This is a genomic window from Salmonella sp. SAL4457 (assembly GCF_046548235.1).
In the GTDB taxonomy this organism is placed as follows: domain Bacteria; phylum Pseudomonadota; class Gammaproteobacteria; order Enterobacterales; family Enterobacteriaceae; genus Salmonella; species Salmonella enterica.
Map to the genome: position 1 here is coordinate 1,090,996 of NZ_JBGDZO010000001.1, position 24,762 is coordinate 1,115,757.

A 24,762-nucleotide genomic window follows, 5' to 3' on the forward strand; every position below is an offset into this window, starting at 1 on the left:
TAAGTGAGATTAATATGCCGATTACTATAGGGAATGGTTTTTTAAAAAGTGAAATCCTTACCAACTCCCCAAGGAATACGAAAGAAGCATGGTGGAAAGTTTTATGGGAAAAAATTAAAGACTTCTTTTTTTCTACTGGCAAAGCAAAAGCGGACCGTTGTCTACATGAGATGTTGTTTGCCGAACGCGCCCCCACACGAGAGCGGCTTACAGAGATTTTTTTTGAGTTGAAAGAGTTAGCCTGCGCATCGCAAAGAGATAGATTTCAGGTTCATAATCCTCATGAAAATGATGCCACCATTATTCTTCGCATCATGGATCAAAACGAAGAGAACGAATTGTTACGTATCACTCAAAATACCGATACCTTTAGCTGTGAAGTCATGGGGAATCTTTATTTTTTAATGAAAGATCGCCCGGATATTTTAAAATCGCATCCACAAATGACGGCCATGATTAAGAGAAGATATAGCGAAATCGTAGACTACCCCCTCCCTTCGACATTATGTCTCAATCCTGCTGGCGCGCCGATATTATCGGTTCCATTAGACAACATAGAGGGGTATTTATATACTGAATTGAGAAAAGGACATTTAGATGGGTGGAAAGCGCAAGAAAAGGCAACCTACCTGGCAGCGAAAATTCAGTCCGGGATTGAAAAGACAACGCGCATTTTACACCATGCGAATATATCCGAAAGTACTCAGCAAAACGCATTTTTAGAAACAATGGCGATGTGTGGATTAAAACAGCTTGAAATACCACCACCGCATACCCACATACCTATTGAAAAAATGGTAAAAGAGGTTTTACTGGCGGATAAGACGTTTCAGGCGTTCCTCGTAACGGATCCCAGCACCAGCCAAAGTATGTTAGCTGAGATAGTCGAAACCATCTCTGATCAGGTTTTTCACGCCATTTTTAGAATAGACCCCCAGGCTATACAAAAAATGGCGGAAGAACAGTTAACCACGCTACACGTTCGCTCAGAACAACAAAGCGGCTGTTTATGTTGTTTTTTATAAAATCAGACGACGCTTTCTCAGACGTCACGTTCAGGGTTTACTCACGTACTTCCTGTTTGCCTACAGAGTAACCTCTTGCCAGGCGCAATAATGCCGCATATGACCGGATCGGATGAGAATAGTCATTTAAATGGCCTTTTTTTCCCGCTCGTCTGGCAATTTGTTGTAAAATTCGCGGCTTCAAGCGGCAGCTTGCTTCTTCCTGGCTGCTGATAACCGCGAGACGTTTTGGAGAGATTTTGGAGAAGAGAAAAAATTGATCATTTTCAATACTCTAAAAGCACCCCATCCTCTGAATAAGAAGGTGGAACTTGAATGATCGGTCGGCTGCTCCGTGGCGGTTTCATGACTGCCATCTATGCGTATCTGTATATTCCCATCATTATTCTGATCGTGAACTCCTTCAACAGTTCGCGGTTCGGCATTAACTGGCAGGGCTTTACCACTAAATGGTACGAACTCCTGGTCAATAACGACAGTCTGTTGCAGGCCGCTCAACATTCACTGACGATGGCGATTTTTTCAGCGACCTTCGCCACGTTGATTGGCTCGTTAACCGCGGTGGCGCTTTATCGCTACCGCTTTCGCGGGAAGCCATTCGTCAGCGGGATGCTGTTTGTAGTAATGATGTCGCCGGATATCGTGATGGCGATCTCCCTGCTGGTGCTGTTTATGTTACTCGGCATTCAACTGGGCTTTTGGTCGTTGCTGTTCTCGCACATCACCTTTAGCCTGCCGTTTGTGGTCGTCACGGTCTATTCGCGCCTGAAAGGCTTTGATGTCAGAATGCTGGAAGCCGCAAAAGACCTGGGGGCCAGTGAGGTAACGATTTTACGCAAAATCATTCTGCCGCTGGCGATGCCGGCGGTGGCGGCGGGCTGGTTGCTGAGCTTTACGTTGTCGATGGACGATGTAGTGGTCTCGTCGTTTGTCACCGGGCCGGGCTATGAAATTTTACCCTTAAAGATTTATTCCATGGTAAAAGTCGGCGTTTCACCAGAAGTGAACGCGCTGGCGACCGTTTTATTGGTGCTGTCTCTGGTAATGGTCATTGCCAGCCAGCTTATTGCTCGTGATAAAACCAAGGGCCGATAAGGCCCGTAATTCAGGGGACGTTAAATGAAAAAATGGTCACGCCACCTGCTCGCGGCGGGCGCCCTGGCGCTGGGTATGAGTGCCGCTCATGCCTCCGACAACGACACGCTCTATTTCTATAACTGGACTGAGTATGTACCGCCGGGCCTGCTGGAACAGTTCACTAAAGAGACCGGCATTAAGGTGATTTATTCGACCTACGAGTCGAACGAAACCATGTATGCCAAACTCAAAACCTATAAAGATGGCGCGTATGACCTGGTTGTTCCTTCTACATACTATGTCGACAAAATGCGCAAAGAAGGCATGATCCAGAAGATCGATAAGTCGAAATTAACCAATTTCCACAACCTCGATCCGGAAATGCTCAACAAACCGTTTGACCCCAACAACGATTATTCTGTCCCGTATATCTGGGGCGCAACGGCGATTGGCGTGAACAGCGATGCTATCGATCCAAAAACCATTACCAGCTGGGCTGACTTGTGGAAACCGGAATATAAAAACAGCCTGCTTTTAACCGACGATGCGCGAGAAGTCTTCCAGATGGCGCTGCGCAAGCTAGGTTATTCCGGTAACACTACCGATCCGAAAGAGATCGAAGCGGCATATGAAGAGTTGAAAAAACTGATGCCGAACGTAGCGGCCTTCAACTCCGATAATCCGGCGAATCCGTATATGGAAGGGGAAGTCAACCTGGGTATGGTGTGGAACGGTTCGGCCTTCGTTGCTCGTCAGGCTGGCACGCCGCTGGAGGTCGTCTGGCCGAAGGAAGGCGGTATTTTCTGGATGGACAGCCTGGCTATTCCGGCGAACGCGAAAAATAAAGAGGGCGCGCTGAAGCTAATCAACTTCCTGCTGCGTCCTGACGTCGCGAAAGAGGTGGCAGAAACCATCGGCTACCCTACCCCCAACCTGGCGGCGCGTAAGCTGTTAAGCCCGGAGGTCGCCAATGATAAGTCGCTCTATCCGGATGCGCAAACCATCAGCAAAGGCGAGTGGCAAAACGATGTCGGCGACGCCAGCGCCATTTATGAAGAGTATTATCAGAAGCTAAAAGCAGGACGCTAATTCAGCCAAAGCGCCTGTCGGGCCTACAGATGAACGTAACGTGAAATGTAGGCCGGATAAGGCGTTACCGGGCAAACAGCACTACAGCCCTTTCAGGAATTTATCAACAAATTCCGGCACAACCTGGCTTGCCGGGCCGTAGTGCTTCTCTTCAAACTCGCTGCCGACCTGGCTTGGCTCAAGATTCAGTTCCACCGTATGTGCGCCGTGCAGTTTTGCTTCATGCACAAAACCCGCAGCCGGATAGACATGACCAGATGTGCCAATGGCGATAAAAATATCCGCCATCGACAGCGCCATATAAATTTCATCCATGCCAAGCGGCATCTCGCCAAACCACACCACGTGCGGACGTAGCGGCGCCGGGAACTGACAGCAGTGACATTTATCTTCCGGCATCACATCGCCGTTCCATTCCAGAATCTGGCCGCTTTGCGAACAGCGCACCTTCAACAGCTCGCCATGCATATGAATGATGTTGCGATTGCCCGCGCGTTCATGCAAATTGTCGATGTTTTGCGTCACCAGCAAAAAGCGATCGCCAAGCGCTTCTTCAAGCTTCGCTAACGCCAGATGCGCCGCATTGGGTTGTATTTCCGGCTGTTGAAGCTGCTGACGGCGGGCATTATAAAATGTCTGCACCAGCCCCGGATTACGGGCGAATCCTTCCGGCGTTGCCACGTCTTCAACCCGATGCTCTTCCCAAAGGCCATCCGCCGCGCGAAACGTACGAATACCAGACTCTGCAGAAATTCCTGCACCTGTAAGGACTAATACTCTTGGGTTTTCCATCATTTCCGGCACCACTCTGTCTCTGAAAAAGATCCGCTGGCGCAGACGTTCACGCAACAGACGTTTATTTTTACGAAAGCGGCTTAATCGATGAAACCGACGCGACTGCATAACAACCTCTTTTTTTAATTAGTCGGTAAGATGTAAAAAAGCAGCACCGCGCATCCCACCTGCATCCCCATGCCGCGCACGCTCAATGCGCGGCGCGCGGGCAACAGGGAGGAGATGGCGCGGTAGTCTTTCCGCCAGTTGCGTTGTTATTGCCGTAAAGTTCGATAGTCCGCCGCCGATCACCAATAAATCGGGATCGACAATCGTCAGTATATTCCCCAGACAAACCGCCAGTAAATCCAGATAGCGCTCAACATGCGCGTGCGCCTGCTCATCGCCCTGCTCCCACAACGCGATAATCTCCGGCGCCTGCAGCGATTGATGATAATAATGCTGATATAGCCACGCAAACCCGCGCCCGGACAGATAATTCTCAATGCAGCCCATCTGACCGCATCCACAACGGCGGAGAGGAAAATCAAACCCCATCAACGTTAGCGCGTCAACCGGCAAACGCATATGACCAAACTCGCCGGTGATATAGCTCTGACCGGTAATCGGCTTCCCGTTTAGCACCAGGCCGCCGCCGACGCCGGTGCCGAGGATAAGCCCCATAACCAAAGGATATTGCGTGAATTCATCATCCCAGGCTTCGGACAAGGCAAAACAGTTAGCGTCATTGTCCAGACGCACATCGCGATCCAGTCGGGCGCTGAGATCGGCGCGCAACGGCTTACCGCTGGCTGCCGGGACATTCGCGGCGTACAGCGTGCCGTCTTCGGTTTCCGGCATACCGGGTATGCCAATCCCTACCGACCCTTTTACGCCAAATCGCTGGTCGGCTTCCGCGACCAGCTCGCACACGGCGTCTAAAAAGGCGCTATAGCTGGCATGGGGCGTGGGAACCCGTTTTTCCCACTGCAGCCGCCGCGTTGAGTCAAATACGCCTAACGCAATCTTTGTTCCGCCAATGTCAAACCCGTAATACATCACCGCTCCTTGTTTTTATATTCCGCGATTACTGGCCGCTCAATACTCGCGCAGGGTCAATGTTGCTCGCCCGCCGCGCCGGATACCAGCTCGCCAGTAAGCTTAACAACAACGCCGTGACCAGTACGTAAACAACGTCCAGCCAATGTAATTCGGATGGCAGGAAGTCGATAAAATAGATATCGCCGGACAAAAACTGATGCCCGATCGCCTTTTCAATCCCATTAATAATGGCGGTAAGCTGAAGCGAAACGACAACGCCGATCGCCACGCCAATCAAGCTGCCCAGCAAGCCCGCCAGTAGTCCGTACCAGACGAAAATGGCACGAATCAAACCATCTTTCGCCCCCAGCGTTCTTAATACCGCAATGTCGCCGCTTTTGTCTTTTACCGCCATCACTAAGGTGGAAACGATATTAAAACAGGCCACGCCGATCACCAGAATCATCGCCAGATACATAATGGCGCGAATCATCTGGATATCGCGATACATATAGCCGTAGGTGCCTATCCAGCTCTTAATGTAGACATAGCTGTTAGTCACCTCACCCGCGTCACGCACAAGTTTGTTAGCATTAAACACGTCATGAACTTTAAGCGCGATACCGGAAACGCTGGACCCCATATCCAGATACTGCTGCGCATCCTCAAGCGGGATCATGGCGAAGCTGTGATCGAGCTGGCCGCTCAGTTGCAGAATCCCGATGACATGCAAACGCACGCGTTTGGGCTGGAGCAGCTTATGGTCGGCATTCGCATTGGGGATCATGATGGACACCCAGTCGCCCTGTTTCACGTTCAGCGCATCGGCGACGCCTTTGCCGATAATGATCTGCTGCTCGCCCGCTTTGAAATGATCCCAGGCGTGATTTTGCACAAATGACGGTAACGCGCTAAGCTGCTGCTCTTGCTTAGGGTCGACGCCTTTAACCTGAATGGCGCGCAAATTCGCCCCGCTCTCTACCAGGCCGGTAAAATTGATATACGGCGCGGCGGCGGCAATGCCCGGCACCTTCTGCACTTTTGCCAGCGCTTCACGCCAGTTGGTCCACGGCTGATTGACCGCTTCAATCTCCCCGTGCGGAACCACCGCCAGAATACGGTTATTCAACTCGCGTTCGAAACCGTTCATCGCGCTTAAACCGACAATCAATACCGCCACGCCCAGCGCGATACCGATGGTAGAAATGACGGAAATGAGCGAAACCATACCGCCGCGCCGCCGCCCACGGCTGAAGCGCAAGCCAATTAACAATGATAAAGGCGACGCCATTACTCAGCCCCCATCAGGCTCAGTTCCGCCGTCAGGCGGCCATCGCGCATCTCAAGCTGGCGGCTCATACGTTTCGCCAGTTGCAAATCGTGAGTCACCACCAGAAACGCGGTTCCCTGCAGACGATTTAACTCGCCCAGAAGCTCAAAAATACTGTCGGCATTACGCGCATCCAGATTACCGGTCGGCTCATCCGCCAGTACCAGACGCGGGTTATTCACCAACGCGCGCGCTATCGCGACACGCTGGCGCTCACCGCCGGAAAGTTCCGAAGGTCGATGGGTTGCGCGATGCTCCAGCCCTACGGCGTGCAGCATTTCTCGCGCCCGAGCGTCAATCTCCGCCGGTTTCTTTTTGCCAATCAATAATGGCATCGCCACGTTTTCCAGCGCCGTAAAATCCGGCAGGAGATGATGAAACTGATAGATAAACCCCAGTTTCTGGTTACGTAATTCTGCTTTTGCCGCAGAAGAGAGTTTGCTCATCGGCTGGCCGCTAAAAATCACATCGCCGGAGGTGGGCGTATCCAGCCCGCCTAACAGATGCAGCAACGTACTTTTACCCGAACCGGAACTGCCGACGATCGCCATCATTTCGCCTTCGCCGATACTGAAGCTGACATCGTGCAACACGTCGGTTTGTACGGTGCCTTCCTGATAGCGTTTGCACAGGTTGTCGCATTGCAACAGGATCTTATTCATAACGTAAAGCCTCAGCGGGTTGAGTGGCGGCAGCGCGCCAGGAAGGATAAAGCGTAGAAAGCAGCGCGATGGCCATTGCCACCAGCGCGATAACGATCACCTGTAACGGCTCTATCGCCACGGGCAACGCAGCGCCATCCAGAAACGCGCCGATGATCGGCATCAGGTTATTCAGTTGGCTGGCAAGCAATGCGCCCAGCGCGGCGCCCAACAGCGCGCCGATAATCCCGGCGCTGGCGCCCTGCACCATAAAGACCATCATAATTTGTCGCGGCGTCAGCCCTTGAGTTTGTAAAATCGCCACTTCACCCTGCTTCTCCATAACCATCAGGCCCAACGAAGTAATAATGTTAAAAGCCGCGACCGCCACGATGAGGCTCAGCAACAATCCCATCATGTTCTTTTCCATGCGCACAGCCTGGAACAACTCGCCTTTGCGTTCGCGCCAGTCCTGCCACTTCGTGCCTTGCGGCAGCGTCTGTTGGCTGAGGGTATCGACTTGCAGCGGTTCATCCAGCCACAGACGCCAGCCGGTAATATTGCCTGCCGGATAGCGCATTAAACGCGACGCGTCCTGAATATTGACCATCATTTCATAGCCATCGACCTCGCTATTGGCGGCAAATGTGCCAATCACCGTAAACAGACGCTGGCTGGGCAGGCGTCCCATTGGCGTAAACTGGCTGGCAGATGGCACCATTAGCCGAATCTGATCGCCGCGGTTGACCCCTAACTGTCCGGCGAGCTGCTCGCCGAGGATGACATTATACTTACCCGGCTGTAATTCGCTTTGCTTCACATTGACCAGATACGGCGTTAACGGATCTTTTTGCGTCGGATCGATACCCAACATCACGCCAACTGCAACGCTACGCGCGCTTTGCAGTACGACATCGCCCGTCGTCAGCGGCGCAATACGGTTAACGCCTTGCAGATTCACCGCTTTTTCCGGCATCTGACTCGGGTTAAGAGAACCATGTTCAGCAGAGAGGATGGCCTGAGGCATCAAACCAAGAATGTTATTTTGCAGTTCGCGCTCAAAACCGTTCATCACCGACAATACCGTGACCAGCGCCATCACCCCCAGGGTAATGCCGATAGTGGAAAGCCAGGAAACGAAGCGACCGAAGCGATCTGCTGCACGCCCGCGCATGTAACGCAGGCCAATGAATAGAGCGACAGGTTGATACATGTAATCCGTCTGGTTGCTGTTAGCAAAGTCCCGAGTATATAAGCGAAAGCGGAATGCGTAAATGTCTGAACCGTAAGAGTTCGTCAGCGTTATTCTGAAAAAGGCCGACAAATCAAGTCACTTACATGTTCATACTTTACCTGTTCGGCGTGTTATGCGGCGGATTCAATTTGCTAATAAACAACGATCGCGGATAATAAAGAACATTGCTTATCAGTCATATGCCCCTGAATACCTGAGTCCTTCATGCTGTCCTGGCGTGCAGCCAACCATGAAGCAGCCTGAAGGGTGACGCGTAGAGTGCGGCGTAAAACAAAAAGAGATACTGACAACCGTTATGCCTGAAAAACAACGTTACACGCTGCCGACAAAAGCGGGCGATCAGCGCCAGTTGGGCGAACTTACCGGTGCCGCCTGCGCTACGCTGGTGGCGGAGATAGCTGAACGCCATGCCGGTCCGGTGGTACTCATAGCGCCTGACATGCAAAATGCTCTGCGATTGCATGATGAAATCCGCCAGTTTACCGATCAGATGGTCATGAACCTGGCGGACTGGGAAACGCTACCGTATGACAGCTTCTCCCCGCATCAGGAAATTATCTCTTCGCGTCTGTCCACGCTCTACCAGTTGCCGTCGATGCAGCGCGGCGTCTTGATTGTACCGGTAAACACCCTGATGCAGCGCGTTTGTCCGCATAGCTATCTGCATGGTCATGCGCTGGTGATGAAAAAAGGCCAGCGGCTGTCCCGCGACGCTCTGCGCGCGCAGCTTGACAGCGCCGGTTATCGGCATGTCGATCAGGTGATGGAGCATGGCGAATACGCGACGCGCGGCGCGCTGTTGGATCTCTTTCCGATGGGCAGCGAACAGCCTTATCGCCTCGACTTTTTTGATGATGAAATCGACAGCCTGCGTCTGTTTGACGCGGATACCCAGCGTACGCTGGAGGAGGTCGAGGCCATCAATTTGTTGCCCGCGCACGAATTTCCTACCGACAAAGCCGCTATTGAGCTTTTCCGTAGCCAATGGCGCGATACCTTTGAGGTAAAACGCGACGCCGAGCACATCTATCAGCAGGTCAGCAAAGGCACCCTGCCCGCCGGGATCGAATACTGGCAGCCGCTCTTTTTCAGCGAACCGTTACCGCCATTATTTAGCTACTTCCCCGCCAATACTCTGGTGGTGAATACCGGCTCGCTGGAAACCAGCGCCGAACGTTTTCAGGCCGACACGCTGGCGCGTTTTGAAAATCGCGGCGTCGATCCTATGCGTCCGCTTTTGCCGCCGGAAGCCCTCTGGCTACGGGTAGATGAGCTCTTTTCCGAGCTTAAACGCTGGCCGCGCCTCCAGCTTAAAACCGACCATCTGCCGGAAAAAGCCGCCAATACCAATCTCGGTTTCCAGAAATTACCGGATTTGGCTATCCAGGCACAGCAGAAAGCGCCGTTGGACGCGCTACGTAAGTTCCTCGAATCTTTCAGCGGCCCGGTGATTTTCTCGGTGGAAAGCGAAGGTCGCCGCGAAGCGCTGGGAGAGCTCCTGGCTCGCATAAAAATCGCGCCGAAGCGGATATTACGCCTGGACGAGGCGCAGGATGCGGGACGCTATCTGATGATTGGCGCCGCAGAACATGGCTTTATCGACACCCAACGCAATCTGGCGCTGATTTGTGAAAGCGATCTCCTGGGTGAACGGGTCGCGCGTCGCCGCCTGGATTCCCGTCGTACGATCAACCCGGATACGTTGATTCGTAACCTGGCGGAGCTCCACGTCGGTCAACCGGTAGTGCATCTGGAGCACGGCGTCGGACGCTATGCCGGCATGACCACTCTGGAGGCTGGCGGCATCAAGGGTGAGTATCTGATGCTCACCTACGCCAATGACGCCAAACTGTATGTGCCGGTCTCCTCATTGCATCTGATTAGCCGCTATGCCGGCGGCGCGGAAGAAAGTGCGCCGCTGCATAAACTGGGCGGCGACGCCTGGTCGCGCGCCCGGCAGAAAGCGGCGGAAAAAGTGCGCGATGTCGCAGCGGAACTGTTGGATATTTATGCGCAACGGGCGGCAAAAGAGGGGTTTGCCTTTAAGCATGATCGTGAGCAGTATCAGTTATTCTGCGACAGCTTCCCGTTTGAAACGACGCCCGATCAGGCACAGGCGATTAACGCCGTATTGAGCGATATGTGCCAACCGCTGGCGATGGACAGGCTGGTGTGCGGCGACGTCGGCTTCGGCAAAACCGAAGTGGCGATGCGCGCCGCGTTCCTGGCAGTGGAAAACCATAAACAAGTAGCGGTACTGGTGCCAACCACGCTGCTGGCGCAGCAACACTATGATAACTTCCGCGACCGTTTCGCCAACTGGCCGGTACGCATTGAGATGCTGTCCCGCTTTCGCAGCGCCAAAGAGCAGACACAAATCCTGGCGGAAGCCGCCGAGGGTAAGATCGATATTCTGATCGGTACGCATAAACTGCTACAAAGCGATGTGAAGCTGCGCGACCTGGGCCTGCTGATTGTCGATGAAGAGCACCGTTTCGGCGTGCGCCACAAAGAGCGAATTAAGGCGATGCGCGCCGATGTCGATATTCTGACGCTCACGGCGACGCCGATCCCGCGGACGCTGAATATGGCGATGAGCGGTATGCGCGATCTCTCCATTATCGCCACTCCCCCTGCCCGTCGTCTGGCGGTAAAAACCTTTGTTCGCGAGTATGATAGCCTGGTAGTAAGGGAAGCGATTCTGCGTGAAATCCTGCGCGGCGGTCAGGTTTACTATTTGTACAATGACGTCGAAAATATTCAGAAAGCCGCAGAGCGGCTGGCGGAACTGGTACCGGAAGCGCGAATCGCTATAGGCCACGGGCAGATGCGCGAACGTGAGCTGGAACGGGTCATGAACGATTTCCACCATCAACGTTTTAACGTGCTGGTGTGTACTACCATTATCGAAACGGGGATTGATATCCCCACCGCGAACACGATCATCATTGAACGCGCGGATCATTTCGGCCTCGCGCAGTTGCACCAGCTGCGTGGCCGCGTTGGGCGCTCGCACCACCAGGCCTACGCCTGGCTGTTGACGCCACATCCTAAGGCCATGACCACCGATGCGCAAAAACGGCTGGAGGCGATTGCGTCGCTGGAGGATTTAGGCGCCGGGTTTGCGCTGGCGACCCACGATCTGGAGATCCGCGGCGCGGGCGAACTGCTTGGCGAAGAGCAAAGCGGCTCAATGGAAACCATTGGCTTCTCACTCTACATGGAACTGCTGGAAAACGCCGTTGATGCGCTGAAAGCAGGCCGCGAACCCTCGCTGGAAGATCTCACCAGTCAGCAAACGGAAGTCGAGCTGCGAATGCCGTCGTTACTGCCAGATGATTTTATTCCGGATGTTAATACCCGGCTGTCATTCTATAAACGCATTGCCAGCGCGAAGAACGAAAACGAGCTGGAAGAGATCAAAGTGGAATTGATCGACCGCTTCGGCCTGCTGCCCGATCCGGCGCGTAATCTGCTGGATATCGCACGCCTGCGCCAACAGGCGCAAAAGCTCGGCATCCGAAAACTGGAGGGTAACGAGAAAGGCGGAACGATTGAGTTCGCCGAGAAAAACCACGTTGACCCCGCCTGGCTTATCGGGTTGCTGCAAAAACAGCCGCAGCATTTCCGTCTGGATGGCCCGACGCGCCTCAAGTTTATTCAGGATTTAAGCGAACGTAAAACGCGTATAGAATGGGTACGCCAGTTTATGCAGCAACTGGAAGAAAACGCTATTGCATAAGCGTCAGGCCGGGCGTCATTACTCTGCGTCCGGCCTAATCTTTACAAATTCTTTGCACTTCCCTGCAGTTCCAGACACAGCCAACCGCCATAATTCTTATTTCCTCTTTTATAAAAATAACCACATAATAATCATGGGTTTATTATAATGTTCAACAATACGCGACTCTCTCGCTGGTGGGCGTTGCTTGCGCTTACCGCGACCATCATGCTTGCCCTTCCCGCGCAGGCGAATACGTGGCCTCTTCCGCCCCCCGGCAGTCGACTGGTGGGAGAAAATAAATTCCATGTCGTTGAAGACGACGGCGGCTCGCTGGAGGCGATCGCCAAAAAATATAACGTGGGCTTTTTAGCCCTGTTACAGGCCAACCCCGGCATTGATCCTTATGTGCCACGCGCAGGCAGCGTGCTAACGATTCCGCTGCAAACGCTGCTACCGGACGCGCCACGTGAAGGTATCGCCATTAACCTCGCGGAATTACGGCTTTACTATTATCAACCGGGGAAAAATACGGTCACGGTCTACCCTATCGGGATTGGCCAACTGGGCGGCGATACCCTGACGCCAACGATGGTGACGACCATTTCGGATAAACGCGCCAATCCAACCTGGACGCCGACCGCCAATATTCGCGCCCGTTATAAAGCGCAAGGCATCGATCTCCCCGCCGTGGTGCCTGCCGGTCCCGATAACCCAATGGGGCATCACGCGATTCGTTTAGCGGCCTACGGCGGCGTCTATCTGTTACATGGCACGAATGCCGATTTTGGCATTGGTATGCGCGTCAGTTCCGGCTGTATCCGTCTGCGCGACGGTGATATAGAGACATTGTTCCGTCAGGTCACGCCGGGAACCAAAGTGAATATTATCAATACGCCGATTAAAGCCTCGGTGGAGCCAGGCGGCGTGCGACTGGTGGAAGTTCATCAGCCGCTGTCTAAAAATATAGGCGACGATCCACAGGTGCTGCCGATTGTGCTGAATGGCCCGATGCAGGCCTTTAAGGACGCGCCGCAGACCGATGCTGCGGTGATGGAACATGTTATGGAAGTGCGTTCCGGAATGCCGGTGGATGTAACCCGTCAATCAGAGGCGAAACCGCAGTCGCTGTAAGCGTGAATAGCTGACCGACAAAAAAGCCTCGCGATGCATCGCGAGGCTTTCTTTTTTTATTGTGGCAATCGCAGCGGCATTAATGAGGGTTAATGCTTACTTATAGATTACCGCCGTACCGTGAAGGGTATTCGGGCCGGTAACAGAGGTAATACGGAAAGACTTCGCCCCCATTTCCTCCGCTTTTTGCGCCAGCTGATCTTCCAGCGAGCCCAGATTCGTGCCGCCATTCGCGGAAATGGTGCCGAACTTCTGTTGACCTTCTGGCGTTGCCTGAACTTCAACGGCGGCGAAGCTGGCGAATGAGAGCGAACTCAGTACCGCAGCAGCGATGAGGGTTTTTACGTTTTTCATAGTGATGACCTTTAGCAGATGAATGGGTGTCGCAAGCATTAACTTAACGATCGATAAGTTAATCATAGATGTGATCTACATCACACGTCAACCTCTTTTTATAATGATCGTTATATAATTTATAAAGGTGTTATTTTTCATGTGAATAGAATTGATTTATTTTTCTAATGAATACTCTGGAGCCAGAAGTGGTTTGTTTTTATAATAGAGAGACCGCTCTTTAAACAGGTACAACGGCATCATGACAACGGATACCACGAGTTGCGCGAAGAAAAGCCGTGGCCGACCAAAAGTGTTCGACAGGGAAGCCGCGCTTGATAAGGCCATGACTCTCTTCTGGCAGCACGGCTATGAAGCAACTTCGCTTGCCGATCTCGTAGAGGCTACCGGGGCGAAAGCGCCTACTCTCTATGCGGAATTCACTAACAAAGAAGGATTATTTCGCGCTGTCCTGGATCGCTACATCACTCGCTTTGCCTCAAAGCACGAAGCCCAGCTCTTTTGTGAAGAGAAAAGCGTGGAATCGGCGCTGGAAGATTACTTCACAGAAATTGCCGCCTGCTTTACCAGTACAGACACGCCGGCTGGCTGCTTTATGATTAATACGTCCGCCACCCTCGCCGCCTCCTCGCGCGATATCGCCCGCACGGTAAAATCACGCCACGCCATGCAGGAACAGACGCTCATCCAGTTTCTGCGCCAACGTCAGGAGCGCGGTGAAATTCCGGCGCACTGTAACCCGCAGGCGCTCGCGGAATATATAAACTGTATTTTACAGGGAATGTCGATCAGCGCCCGTGAAGGAGCCACCTTCGAACAACTGATGCAAATTACGCGTACGACTCTGCGCATCTGGCCTGAACTACTCAAGTCCTGAACGACGCAGCTTCGGATAAAAAAAGCCCCTCAGCCTGAGCGAATGAGGGGCTAACTTGCAGAGTACAGCTTTTTTATGCTTTGTTATTCAGAACCAGTTGGCCATTGCCGTCGAGGGGAATTTGCGTTCCGGGGTCTTTATCCATGCGGATTTTGCCCTGCTGATCGCCAATTTTGTAGGTCACGTCGTAGCCAAGCATCTTTTCAGATTTGTCATACACCGTCTTACAGCGTTGCTGCGTGGTAGTGTAAGTATCACTTTCCTGCATTGACCCCTGGATTTGATTGCCAGCATAACCGCCGCCCAGCGCCCCGACGACCGTCGCCACATCTTTACCACGACCGCCGCCAAATTGATGTCCAATCACGCCGCCTGCTACTGCGCCAAGCACCGAGCCAGCAATACGGTTTTCGTCCTGAACCGGTCTACGATGCGTGACCGTGACATTACGGCACTCCTGACGCGGCGTTTTTACCGTCTCTTTAATCGGTTTAGCCGATATCACCTGCGCATATTGCGGACCACGATCAAATACGTTGAGACTGGCCACTGCCGCCACACCCAGCGCAGCCGCTACGCCAATCCCTATACCCGCCAACATTGATTTATTCACGGGAGTTCCTCCTTCGTTGCTATTGGTAACAATTTTGCAACCAGTATGCGAACAAAGCCAATCGGAATGAGGATGAAAAATGCGGGATGAGGCGGTAAAGCTGAAGGATTCGGACAACTCCGAAGCGAGTGATGGAGAAGCGCTCACCGGCGCGAGCAGCCGGTGAGACGCAGAGAAATTAATGCAGTTTCAGGCGCGGACGAATGACGCGGTTAATACTGCCCACCAGCATCATCAGGCCGGTTTTAAAGTATCCATGCAGCGCTATCTGGTGCATACGGTATAGCGAGATATACACGAAGCGGGCGATACGTCCTTCAATCATCATTGAACCGCGGGTCAGGTTCCCCATCAGACTACCCACGGTAGAGAAGTTGGACAGAGAGACCAGCGATCCATGATCTTTATACTGGTAAGCTTTCAGCGGTTTGCCATTCATCTGCGCCAGAATGTTATTCATCGCGCAGGTAGCCATCTGATGCGCCGCCTGAGCGCGAGGCGGCACAAAACCTCCCTCCGGACGTGCGCAGGAAGCGCAGTCGCCAATCGCATAAATATCAGGATCGCGCGTGGTTTGCAGCGTCGGTTCCACCACCAGTTGGTTAATGCGGTTCGTTTCCAGACCACCAATCTCTTTCATAAAATCTGGCGCTTTGATACCCGCCGCCCACACCATCAGATCGGCCTGAATATATTCACCTTCTTTCGTATGCAGACCGCCTTCGTCGGCGCTGGTGACCATAGTTTGCGTCAGCACGCGAACGCCCAGTTTGGTCAGTTCATTATGCGCGGCGCTGGAGATACGTGGCGGCAACGCAGGCAGAATACGCTCGCCAGCCTCAACCAACGTCACGTTCAGCGCGTCGTTGGTCAGCCCCTTATAACCATAGCTATGCAGCTGTTTTACCGCATTATGCAGTTCAGCCGACAGCTCAACCCCCGTCGCACCGCCGCCAACGATGGCGATATTGACCTTACCGTTCGCGCCCAGATTAGCCGAATACTTGAGGAATAGGTTCAGCATCTCCTGGTGAAAACGGCGCGCCTGATGCGGGTTATCGAGGAAGATACAGTGCTCTTTCACGCCCGGCGTGTTGAAATCATTAGAGGTGCTGCCCAGCGCCATCACCAGCGTGTCATACGCGATTTTGCGCTCCGGCACCAGCAGTTCGCCCTTTTCATCACGTAACTCGGCAATAGTGATGGTTTTCGCTTCGCGATCGATATCCATCACCGACCCCAGTTGGAACTGGAAACCATGATTGCGCGCATGGGCCAGATAGCTCAGCGCATCCACGCCTTCGTCCAGAGAGCCAGTCGCCACTTCGTGCAGCAATGGTTTCCACAGATGGCTGTGATTTCTGTCTACCAGCGTGATTTTCGCTTTTTTCTTGCGCCCCAGTTTATGGCCTAACTGCGTCGCCATTTCCAGCCCGCCAGCGCCGCCGCCGACAATCACGATCTTTTTTAATGGTGTAGTCAACGTGACCCCCTTAAATTTATTAACCAATTGTTAATTAAAAGTTATTAGTATAGCCTTTAATTAACAACAAGTTACGTTAATGAGAATAAGCTTCTGATATGAGAATAGCATGAACGGTGCATTGGTCATACCAAAATTGATGTGCATCAAGTTTTCATGCTGAAAAGATAGACAGTTTGCGAGAATTGAGCATAAAAAAACCAGCCGCAAGGCTGGTTATCCGGTCACTGATAACGCCATATTGCCGGGGGCGTTACCCCAGCGTTTTAAACGCTTTGATACGTTGCAAGTGCGGCGAAATATTTTTGAATTTGTGAGTCTGTTCCTCATCCCACACAATTTCATAATACGGGTGAAGCGCTTGCGCTGAGCGTTGGCTGTCCAGCGCTTCGTCATGACGCGAGAGGATCACCAGACAACGATCGCGATTTTTTTCGCGAAAGTTGGTTACGCACTTTGTAGCGATGTCCGCATATTCTTCCGGGCGATCGATTTTCCCCTCCATGTTTTCATAGGGGAACAGGTTCGGGTTAAAAACCACCTGACGGATATCGCACAAAAAGCCAATCCGCTCCGCCCAGTAACCGCCCAGCCCCACGCCACAGATTAAAGGGCGATCGTCCACATTCAACTGCAACATTTTGTCCACTTCTTTCAGCAGATGCTGCATATCGTGCTTAGGATGCCGCGTACTGTAGCTTACCAGCCGAACATCCGGGTCGATAAACTGTAATTGCAACACTTTTTCATGGTTGCCCGGACTATTTGAATCAAAACCGTGTAAATAAATAATCATCTGGCACCCTCACGAAAACTCGAGTTAATGACCTGCTTTTTCTTCCTGCCAGCGTTCATGTAACTGGTTGAGCTGGGCGCTGGCTGTTTTCCAGCGAGCTGAGTCCATGAGCTCCCGGCGTGAAAATGAACCTTTATGATACAAACGTGTAACACGTTCTGCTTTGATCGGCGACAGATTATCCAACACGCTGACTGCGCCTTTACGATTATTGCAGACCAGAATCATATCGCAACCCGCATCCAGCGACGCCTGAGCGCGCTCAGCATAGCTGCCCATAATCGCCGCGCCCTCCATCGACAGATCGTCGGAGAAAATGACGCCATCAAAGCCTAACTCCTGACGCAGCACCGTTTTCAGCCAGTACGGCGAACCGCTTGCCGGGCGTGGATCGATAGCGCGGTAGATTACGTGGGCAGGCATAATCGCATCCAGTTTATTCTCACTAATCAGCGCGCGGAACACCGACATATCTTTGCCACGGATGTCCGTTTCAGGACGTGGATCGCACGGCGTCTCTTTGTGGGAGTCCGCCGTGACCGCGCCGTGGCCGGGGAAATGCTTACCGGTCGTTTTCATCCCGGCGTCATGCATACCGTCAATAAAGCGTGTTGCCATTGCCAACGCTTTTGCGGGATCGGCATGATAAGAACGCTCGCCAATTGCCGCGCTGATATGCCCGACATCCAGCACTGGCGCAAAACTGATATCAATATCCATCGCGATCATTTCGCTGGCCATCAGCCACCCTGCCTCCTGCGCCAGTCGTCCCCCCTCTTCCAGCCCATGCAGCGCAAAAAAAGATTGCGCCGCGGGCAGGCGGGTAAACCCTTCACGGAAACGCTGTACGCGCCCGCCTTCCTGATCGACGGCCACCACCAGATGGTTACGCGATGCCGCCCGAATCTGGCGCACTAATTCGCGCAGCTGTTCCGGGTCATGGTAATTACGCGTGAACAGAATAAGCCCGCCAACCAGCGGATGCGCCAGTATCTCGCGCTCCTCCGCATCCAGCTCACATCCTTCGACATTCAACATTACTGGGCCCACACTGCTCTCCTTATCCTTTCATACGTAGCTGGCGCCAGGTTTCATCGGCCAGCCTGATAAATTGTTGCTCGCCGGTTTGTCGCCAGCGGTATTCGAACCACCCTGCTTTTAGCATAATGACCCAGGGGTGCCATAATCGTATCTGTCGCCATAGCTGCCGGGCGTCGATTCGCGCGCGCGCGGCATAAGCGTCTGCCAGTTGTCGGTGCTGGCGTTCATCCTCAACCCATACTGCCGCCAGCTCCAACGCAATATCGCCGTCGCCGGCATACTCCCAGTCAATCAGTCTCAACCCGGCGGACGTTAATACTATATTGTCGCCATGGACATCCATATGCAAAGGCGCGAGCCGCAGCGGGCGAGGTTCACCGTTTTTTTGCAACTGTTTGAGCCGCCGCAACCAAAACGGCGTACGCCTTGCCGGATCGCAACACGACCAGTACTGCGCCAATAGTGGCGATAGCGCGATACGCCAGCCAAAACGCGGCTGTTGATGCAAATGATACAGTAAGGCCGCCAGTTCGTCGGCATCTGGCAGAGCGGAATTTACCACACCATGCAGATATTCTACCGCCATCCAGCCCGGCGTATAAAAAAGCGCTCGCGGCGCCAGACTGGCTGGCAATTGGGATAAGGCGCGGTGATGACGTAAAAAATGGGCTGGTGGAGCGTCGGGGTCGTGATGACGGCGCAGCACGATACGGTGAGTATCGTGAGCAATAATACAGCTCCCGCCGCTTAGCCCCTGCGATGCGGCGACGGCGGGACGATACTGGGGAAAATAGCGCGACAGGATCTCGTCGCGCGTTAAGGGATTATTGTTGTTGGACCGCACCTTTACCTGACCAGATTATCTCGCCAGTTTGCACCAGCATTAACTGCATCTGTAATGCAGGCGCGTTAACGTTACCGGATGCGCTGGAGTAAAGTACATATTGCGCCCCGACATTGCGCGCAATGCCAATAGCTTTACTGCGCGTTCCCAGACTATCCTGCGGAGACAATCCTAACTGCTGTTTTGCCATCGAGAGTTGCTGTACGGACACCAGCGTAAATTTACCGTTGTTCGCCAGCGCATTACGTAACGTTTCCGTTGCCTCGTTCGCATTTAACGACCCATTCGTCCGGTTATTCACGCTGTCGACAAGCAATACGCTTCCGGCCGTCACGCCATCAGCCTGCAACATTTTGCTGACCAGCGGTTGCATCGCGCCGTTCCAGTCATAGTGGCGCACCTTAGGCGCTGGCTGGCCCGTTTGATCTTCATGTTCGATCGGCCCCGGTTGCTGTGGAATGGTTGGCACAGACGGCACAACAGGAGGCTGCGGCGGCTGCGCGGGTTGTTCTGGCGCTGGTTTTACCTCTTCAACTGGCGCAGGTTGACGTTGCGCCATACACCCGGAGAGAAATATCGCCAGCGCAGCAATGGCGGCGTAGCGATGCATTTTTGTCATCAAAATTCACTCCTCACAAATAAAGATAAAGCCTGACCTTATGCGCCCCCAGATAATTGGCGCTGCCAAATAGCGTTACCGACGAACGCGCGGGTATGGTTACGCTACGCGGCGCCTCCAGCGGATGCATCTCCAGCCCCCGCGCGTCATACCAGTAAAACCGATAATGAACGGTTATGGGCTCTTGCCTTTCGTTATAGACGCGGGAAGAGGCTGATGGCTGGATATCAGACGCCGTCAGTTCAGGCGGCTCTGCGGTGACGCCCGCCGCCAGAACCGTGGACTCCATCACCAGCGACTGCGCGTCGCTTACCGGAATTTCAGGGTGTGACCGGCAGCCGGTAAGCAGCAGCAAGCCCAGAGAAACCGCGATGCATCCTTTGATCATACTTACAAGCCTTTATGCGCCAGCATCGGGCCTAGCGGGCGGCCGCCCAGTAGGTGCATATGGATATGATAAACCTCCTGGCCCCCATGGCGGTTGGTATTCATGATTAAACGATACCCATCTTCGGCAATGCCTTCCTGTTCGGCGATTTTCGCCGCCACGGTGATCATCCGACCTAACGCCTGTTCATGTTCCGCCGTCACGTCATTGACGGTTGGGATCAGGATATTGGGAATAATCAAGATATGCGTCGGCGCCTGCGGTGAAATATCACGAAAGGCGGTGACCAGCTCATCCTGATAAACGATATCCGAAGGGATTTCACGACGAATAATTTTGCTGAATATAGTTTCTTCTGCCACGACGTTTTCCTTTTTCATAATAGCCCTTGCAGCGCACATGCTACGCCGAGCCATACTGCGAGTATAGAGTATGAGCGAGTTACCGACGCTCTTTCAACTTTAACCCACGATTTATTAAGCGAAAAATGACTACATGCTGGACTTACCGCCATATCCCCCTGCCATGACGCCTTTGTACGCTTAAAAAATATTTCTAGTTTCCCTGGTTATACCGTTTTACACATTTAATACAAATGCGTATATTTCTCATTTGCATTTTTGTGCGCATTAACTAGCAAAGAATGAAAAGGTTCAACGTCATACGTCCTGAACTTACCCCAATAACAAGCAAGGATTTTCAGATGTCTTTCATTCAATACCGCCGGGACAAACACCTTCAGTCCACCGCCGCACCGTCGCTGTTAGCTATGGGTATGGCGATGGCATTTATGCCTGCCGCCTTCGCGGCTGAGGATACCGTTATTGTCGAAGGCGCGACGACCGCTGACGCCGTAAACCGTGAAGAACAGGATTACAGCGTGAAAACGACCGCAGCGGGCACCAAAATGCCGATGACTCAGCGCGATATCCCGCAGTCGGTCAGTATTGTCAGCCAACAGCGTATGGAAGACCAGCAGTTGCAAACCCTGGGCGAGGTGATGACCAATACGCTGGGGATCAGCGGAAGCCAGGCTGACTCCGATCGCATCAGCTATTACTCGCGCGGGTTTGAAATTGACAACTATATGGTTGACGGTATTCCAACGTATTTTGAGTCCCGCTGGAATCTGGGCGATGCGCTAACGGATACCGCGCTGTATGAGCGCGTGGAGGTGGTTCGCGGCGCGAATGGGCTGATGACCGGGACCGGTAATCCTTCTGCCTCAATTAATATGATCCGTAAACACGCCACCAGTCGGGAGTTCAAAGGTAACGTCTCCACAGAATACGGTAGCTGGAATAAGCAGCGTTACGTCATGGATCTGCAAAGTCCGCTCACCGCAGACGGTAATGTCCGTGGGCGCATCGTGGCGGGTTATCAGAATAATGATTCCTGGCTGGACCGCTATAACAGTGAGAAAGCGTTCTTTTCCGGAATTATCGATGCCGATCTGGGGGCAACTACCAGCCTTTCAGCCGGTTATGAATATCAAAAAATTGATGTCAACAGCCCGACCTGGGGCGGTCTGCCGCGCTGGAACACCGATGGCAGCAAAAATAGCTATGACCGCGCGCGTAGTACCGCCCCGGACTGGGCTTATAACAACAAAGAGATAAATAAATTCTTCGTCACGCTTAAGCAGCGTTTTGCCGAAAGCTGGCAGGCGACCCTGAATGCGACCCATACTGAGGTCAAATTCGACAGTAAAATGATGTATATCGATGCTTTAGTCGATAAAGAGACAGGTACGCTGGTGAGTCCTTATGGCGCAAGCTACCCCGTGGTCGGCGGTACGGGCTGGAACAGCGGCAAGCGCAAAGTAGATGCCATAGATCTCTTTGCCGATGGCGCTTATGAGCTGTTTGGCCGTCAGCACAATATGATGTTTGGCGGCAGTTATAGTAAACAGAATAACCGCTATTTTAGCGCCTGGGCGAACGTCTTTCCGGACGACATTGGCAACTTCAGCGCCTTTAACGGTAATTTCCCCCAAACCCACTGGGCGCCACAAAATCTGGCGCAGGACGATACCACGCATATGAAATCGCTGTATGCCGCTACGCGCATTTCGCTGGCCGACCCGCTGCATCTGATTCTCGGCGCTCGTTATACCAACTGGCGTGTTGATACACTGACCTACAGCATGGAGAAAAACCATACCACGCCGTATGCCGGGCTGATTTATGATATCAACGACAACTGGTCCGCTTATGCCAGTTATACCTCTATCTTTCAGCCGCAGAATAAACGCGACAAAGCGGGTCAATATCTGGCTCCGATTACCGGTAATAACTATGAAGCGGGCCTGAAGTCCGACTGGATGAACAGCCGCCTCACCACCACGTTGTCCGTGTTCCGCATTGAGCAGGATAACGTCGCTCAGGCAACCACTATTCCCATCCCTGGCAGTAATGGGGAGTTTGCCTGGAAGTCTACTGACGGAACGGTGAGCAAAGGCGTCGAATTTGAAGTGAACGGCGCAATTACCGATAACTGGCAGATGACTTTCGGGGCTACCCGGTATGTTGCCGAGGACAATGAAGGTAACGCCGTGAACCCTAATCTTCCGCGCACCAGCGTGAAGTTATTCACCCGCTATCGTCTGCCGGCGATACCGGAGCTGACGGTCGGCGGCGGCGTGAACTGGCAGAATCGGGTTTACAAAGATACCACGACGCCGTACGGCACTTTCCGCGCCGAACAGGGCAGCTATGCGCTGGTCGATCTGTTTACCCGCTATCAGGTGACGAAAAATTTCTCCGTACAGGGAAACATCAACAACCTGTTTGATAAAACCTACGACACCAATATTGATGGTTCCATTGTTTACGGCGCACCGCGTAACGTCAGCCTCACCGCCAATTATCAGTTCTGACAGACTGTCGGAGAGCGGCATGTAAAGCGCCATTAAAAAAGGCAGCCGAATGGCTGCCTTAATTCTCCCCAACATCATTACTGCTTAGCTGTTACGGATGTACTCATCCATTTCCGTTTTCAGGTTATCGGATTTCGTACCGAAAATAGCCTGAACGCCGGAACCCGCGACGACAACGCCTGCCGCGCCCAGTTTCTTCAGGCCAGCCTGATCCACTTTCGCTACATCGGCTACGCTCACGCGCAGACGCGTGATACAGGCATCCAGGTTAGTGATGTTCTCTTTACCGCCAAACGCCGCAACCAAAGCCGGCGCCATTTCGCTGGTCGCCCCCGCTTTTGCGTCATCAGTAGTGTCTTCACGACCCGGCGTTTTCAGATCCAGCGCTTTGATCAGCACGCGGAACACGGTGTAGTACACAATCGCATAACCGGCGCCAACAATCGGGAACAGCCACAATTTGCTGCTGTTACCGGACAGCACGATAAAGTCGATCAGACCGTGGGAGAACGACGTACCGTCACGCATCCCCAGCAGGATACAGATCGGGAATGCCAGACCTGCCAGAATCGCGTGAATAATGTACAGGATCGGCGCCACGAACATGAAGGAGAACTCGATAGGCTCGGTAATACCCGTCAAAAACGAGGTCAGCGCGGCGGAAATCATGATACCGCCCACTTTTGCGCGGTTTTCCGGTTTAGCAGAGTGCCAGATAGCAATGGCCGCAGCCGGCAGACCGTACATTTTGAACAGGAAGCCGCCAGACAACATACCTGCCGTCGGGTCGCCCGCCATATAGCGCGGAATGTCGCCGTGGAATACCTGACCCGCTGCGTTGGTATATTCGCCGATCTGCATCTGGAAAGGAACGTTCCAGATATGATGCAGACCAAACGGCACCAGGCAACGCTCGATAAAACCGTAAATACCAAACGCGACAACCGGGTTCTGATAAGCAGCCCACTGCGAGAACGCCTGGATAGCCGTACCGATTGGCGGCCATACGAAAGACAGCACCACACCGGTAAAAATAGCGGCCAGACCCGAAATGATCGGCACGAAGCGTTTGCCCGCAAAGAAGCCCAGATACTCAGGCAGTTTGATACGGTAGAAGCGGTTAAACATATACGCTGCGATCGCACCGGAGATAATCCCCCCGAGAACACCCGTATCAGCAAGGTGTTTAGCGGCGATCTCTTCAGCAGGTAAATGCAGAACCAGCGGCGCAACCACAGCCATGGTTTTCACCATGATGCCATACGCTACTACCGCCGCCAGAGCCGAAACGCCGTCGTTGTTGGTGAAGCCCAACGCCACGCCGATAGCGAAAATCAGCGGCATATTGGCAAAAACAGATCCGCCCGCTTCTGCCATAACGTGCGATACAACGGCTGGCAGCCAGCTGAAGTTAGCGGAACCGACACCCAGCAGGATACCTGCGATAGGGAGTACGGATACCGGCAGCATCAGCGATTTACCGACCTTTTGCAGGTTAGCAAATGCATTCTTAAACATAATTGAGAGTGCTCCTGAGTATTTGTGCTTTTCTACGTTCTCACGCATTGGCGAGGGGGGAGAACCCCGCCGTGGACAGGACATCTAAGTGCCCTTTTATTTATTACACAGAGTAAAATAAATACGTCTGATTTTGTTTGACGGCTATCACGTTTCAGCGCCAGATAGCCTAAAAAGTATCACATTCTGCCAAAATGAGTTTCCGAATGTTTCCATAAGCTCGCTCACCGCCCCTTTTGTGGCGGTGAACTTTACGCGTTTTGT

The 24,762-nt window shown here is 53.0% G+C and carries 22 protein-coding genes; 7 read left to right on the forward strand and 15 right to left on the reverse strand.

The window, feature by feature from the left end:
• The first annotated feature begins 14 nt into the window (after nt 1-14).
• From sifA to potD, 3 genes are all read left to right on the forward strand, one after another.
• A complete protein-coding gene (gene sifA, locus ACLJNW_RS05635; RefSeq protein WP_001533329.1) occupies nt 15-1,025 on the forward strand; it encodes an SPI-2 type III secretion system effector SifA in 1,011 nt (336 codons plus the stop codon).
• A 315-nt stretch (nt 1,026-1,340) separates the two neighbouring features.
• Nucleotides 1,341-2,120 carry a spermidine/putrescine ABC transporter permease PotC gene (gene potC, locus ACLJNW_RS05640; protein ID WP_000580299.1) on the forward strand — a complete coding sequence of 260 codons (780 nt, stop codon included), beginning with the start codon at nt 1,341-1,343 and terminating at the stop codon, nt 2,118-2,120.
• Between the two features lie 24 nt (nt 2,121-2,144).
• Nucleotides 2,145-3,191 carry a spermidine/putrescine ABC transporter substrate-binding protein PotD gene (potD, locus tag ACLJNW_RS05645; RefSeq protein WP_000759329.1) on the forward strand — a complete coding sequence of 349 codons (1,047 nt, stop codon included), beginning with the start codon at nt 2,145-2,147 and terminating at the stop codon, nt 3,189-3,191.
• A gap of 81 nt (nt 3,192-3,272) precedes the next feature.
• Here potD and cobB read toward each other — a convergent pair whose 3' ends face one another.
• From cobB to lolC, 5 genes are read right to left on the reverse strand one after another with little or no spacing between them, the layout of a single operon-like run.
• Entirely contained in the window at nt 3,273-4,094 is an 822-nt protein-coding gene (gene cobB / locus ACLJNW_RS05650; RefSeq protein WP_001191856.1) for a Sir2 family NAD+-dependent deacetylase, read from the reverse strand.
• Nucleotides 4,095-4,112: 18 nt separating this feature from the next.
• On the reverse strand, nt 4,113-5,024 hold the full coding sequence (nagK, locus tag ACLJNW_RS05655) for an N-acetylglucosamine kinase (RefSeq protein ID WP_001580511.1): 912 nt from the start codon (nt 5,022-5,024) through the stop codon (nt 4,113-4,115).
• 28 nt (nt 5,025-5,052) lie between these two features.
• A complete protein-coding gene (gene lolE, locus ACLJNW_RS05660; protein WP_000168091.1) occupies nt 5,053-6,297 on the reverse strand; it encodes a lipoprotein-releasing ABC transporter permease subunit LolE in 1,245 nt (414 codons plus the stop codon).
• The gene (gene lolD / locus ACLJNW_RS05665) at nt 6,297-6,998 is read right to left on the reverse strand and encodes a lipoprotein-releasing ABC transporter ATP-binding protein LolD (protein ID WP_001033714.1); all 702 of its coding nucleotides are present in this window, start codon (nt 6,996-6,998) and stop codon (nt 6,297-6,299) included. Before lolD ends, lolE begins: the two co-directional genes overlap by 1 nt.
• Nucleotides 6,991-8,190 carry a lipoprotein-releasing ABC transporter permease subunit LolC gene (gene lolC / locus ACLJNW_RS05670; RefSeq protein ID WP_023204578.1) on the reverse strand — a complete coding sequence of 400 codons (1,200 nt, stop codon included), beginning with the start codon at nt 8,188-8,190 and terminating at the stop codon, nt 6,991-6,993. The genes lolD and lolC overlap by 8 nt, the downstream gene beginning before the upstream one ends.
• Nucleotides 8,191-8,527: 337 nt before the next feature.
• On the opposite strand from lolC, the gene mfd reads away from it, so the two are divergent.
• Both mfd and ACLJNW_RS05680 read left to right on the forward strand, forming a co-directional pair.
• Nucleotides 8,528-11,974 (forward strand): transcription-repair coupling factor, encoded by a 3,447-nt coding sequence (gene mfd / locus ACLJNW_RS05675; protein WP_023261436.1) that lies wholly within the window; start codon nt 8,528-8,530, stop codon nt 11,972-11,974.
• Nucleotides 11,975-12,121: 147 nt separating this feature from the next.
• Complete coding sequence (locus ACLJNW_RS05680; protein WP_023203778.1) at nt 12,122-13,087, forward strand: L,D-transpeptidase family protein; 966 nt, start codon at nt 12,122-12,124, stop codon at nt 13,085-13,087.
• Between the two features lie 96 nt (nt 13,088-13,183).
• Here the strand turns inward: ACLJNW_RS05680 and bhsA are convergent, their stop codons facing one another.
• Nucleotides 13,184-13,441 (reverse strand): multiple stress resistance protein BhsA, encoded by a 258-nt coding sequence (gene bhsA / locus ACLJNW_RS05685; RefSeq protein ID WP_000800158.1) that lies wholly within the window; start codon nt 13,439-13,441, stop codon nt 13,184-13,186.
• Nucleotides 13,442-13,682: 241 nt separating this feature from the next.
• On the opposite strand from bhsA, the gene comR reads away from it, so the two are divergent.
• A complete protein-coding gene (gene comR, locus ACLJNW_RS05690) occupies nt 13,683-14,318 on the forward strand; it encodes a TetR family copper-responsive transcriptional repressor ComR (protein WP_000205986.1) in 636 nt (211 codons plus the stop codon).
• 73 nt (nt 14,319-14,391) lie between these two features.
• Here comR and ACLJNW_RS05695 read toward each other — a convergent pair whose 3' ends face one another.
• From ACLJNW_RS05695 to hinT, 8 genes are all read right to left on the reverse strand, one after another.
• A complete protein-coding gene (locus tag ACLJNW_RS05695) occupies nt 14,392-14,931 on the reverse strand; it encodes a glycine zipper 2TM domain-containing protein (RefSeq protein WP_001043449.1) in 540 nt (179 codons plus the stop codon).
• A 178-nt stretch (nt 14,932-15,109) separates the two neighbouring features.
• The gene (ndh, locus tag ACLJNW_RS05700) at nt 15,110-16,414 is read right to left on the reverse strand and encodes an NADH-quinone dehydrogenase (RefSeq protein ID WP_000211053.1); all 1,305 of its coding nucleotides are present in this window, start codon (nt 16,412-16,414) and stop codon (nt 15,110-15,112) included.
• Nucleotides 16,415-16,667: 253 nt separating this feature from the next.
• Nucleotides 16,668-17,210, reverse strand: coding sequence for an alpha/beta hydrolase YcfP (gene ycfP, locus ACLJNW_RS05705; RefSeq protein ID WP_021000185.1), 543 nt, complete (start codon nt 17,208-17,210; stop codon nt 16,668-16,670).
• A 24-nt stretch (nt 17,211-17,234) separates the two neighbouring features.
• Nucleotides 17,235-18,260: a beta-N-acetylhexosaminidase gene (gene nagZ, locus ACLJNW_RS05710; protein ID WP_000529339.1), complete on the reverse strand. Its 1,026-nt coding sequence runs from the start codon at nt 18,258-18,260 to the stop codon at nt 17,235-17,237.
• A 10-nt stretch (nt 18,261-18,270) separates the two neighbouring features.
• Nucleotides 18,271-19,095, reverse strand: coding sequence for a thiamine kinase (gene thiK, locus ACLJNW_RS05715; protein WP_001257320.1), 825 nt, complete (start codon nt 19,093-19,095; stop codon nt 18,271-18,273).
• The gene (gene lpoB, locus ACLJNW_RS05720) at nt 19,076-19,714 is read right to left on the reverse strand and encodes a penicillin-binding protein activator LpoB (RefSeq protein ID WP_000164359.1); all 639 of its coding nucleotides are present in this window, start codon (nt 19,712-19,714) and stop codon (nt 19,076-19,078) included. Before lpoB ends, thiK begins: the two co-directional genes overlap by 20 nt.
• A gap of 13 nt (nt 19,715-19,727) precedes the next feature.
• Entirely contained in the window at nt 19,728-20,102 is a 375-nt protein-coding gene (locus ACLJNW_RS05725) for a YcfL family protein (RefSeq protein ID WP_000589563.1), read from the reverse strand.
• Nucleotides 20,103-20,104: 2 nt separating this feature from the next.
• Nucleotides 20,105-20,464 (reverse strand): purine nucleoside phosphoramidase, encoded by a 360-nt coding sequence (hinT, locus tag ACLJNW_RS05730; RefSeq protein ID WP_001532068.1) that lies wholly within the window; start codon nt 20,462-20,464, stop codon nt 20,105-20,107.
• Nucleotides 20,465-20,805: 341 nt separating this feature from the next.
• Here hinT and fhuE point away from each other — a divergent pair, with 341 nt between their 5' ends.
• Entirely contained in the window at nt 20,806-22,980 is a 2,175-nt protein-coding gene (fhuE, locus tag ACLJNW_RS05735) for a ferric-rhodotorulic acid/ferric-coprogen receptor FhuE (protein WP_023193237.1), read from the forward strand.
• Between the two features lie 84 nt (nt 22,981-23,064).
• Here fhuE and ptsG read toward each other — a convergent pair whose 3' ends face one another.
• Entirely contained in the window at nt 23,065-24,498 is a 1,434-nt protein-coding gene (gene ptsG, locus ACLJNW_RS05740) for a PTS glucose transporter subunit IIBC (protein WP_000475705.1), read from the reverse strand.
• Nucleotides 24,499-24,762 lie beyond the last annotated feature (264 nt).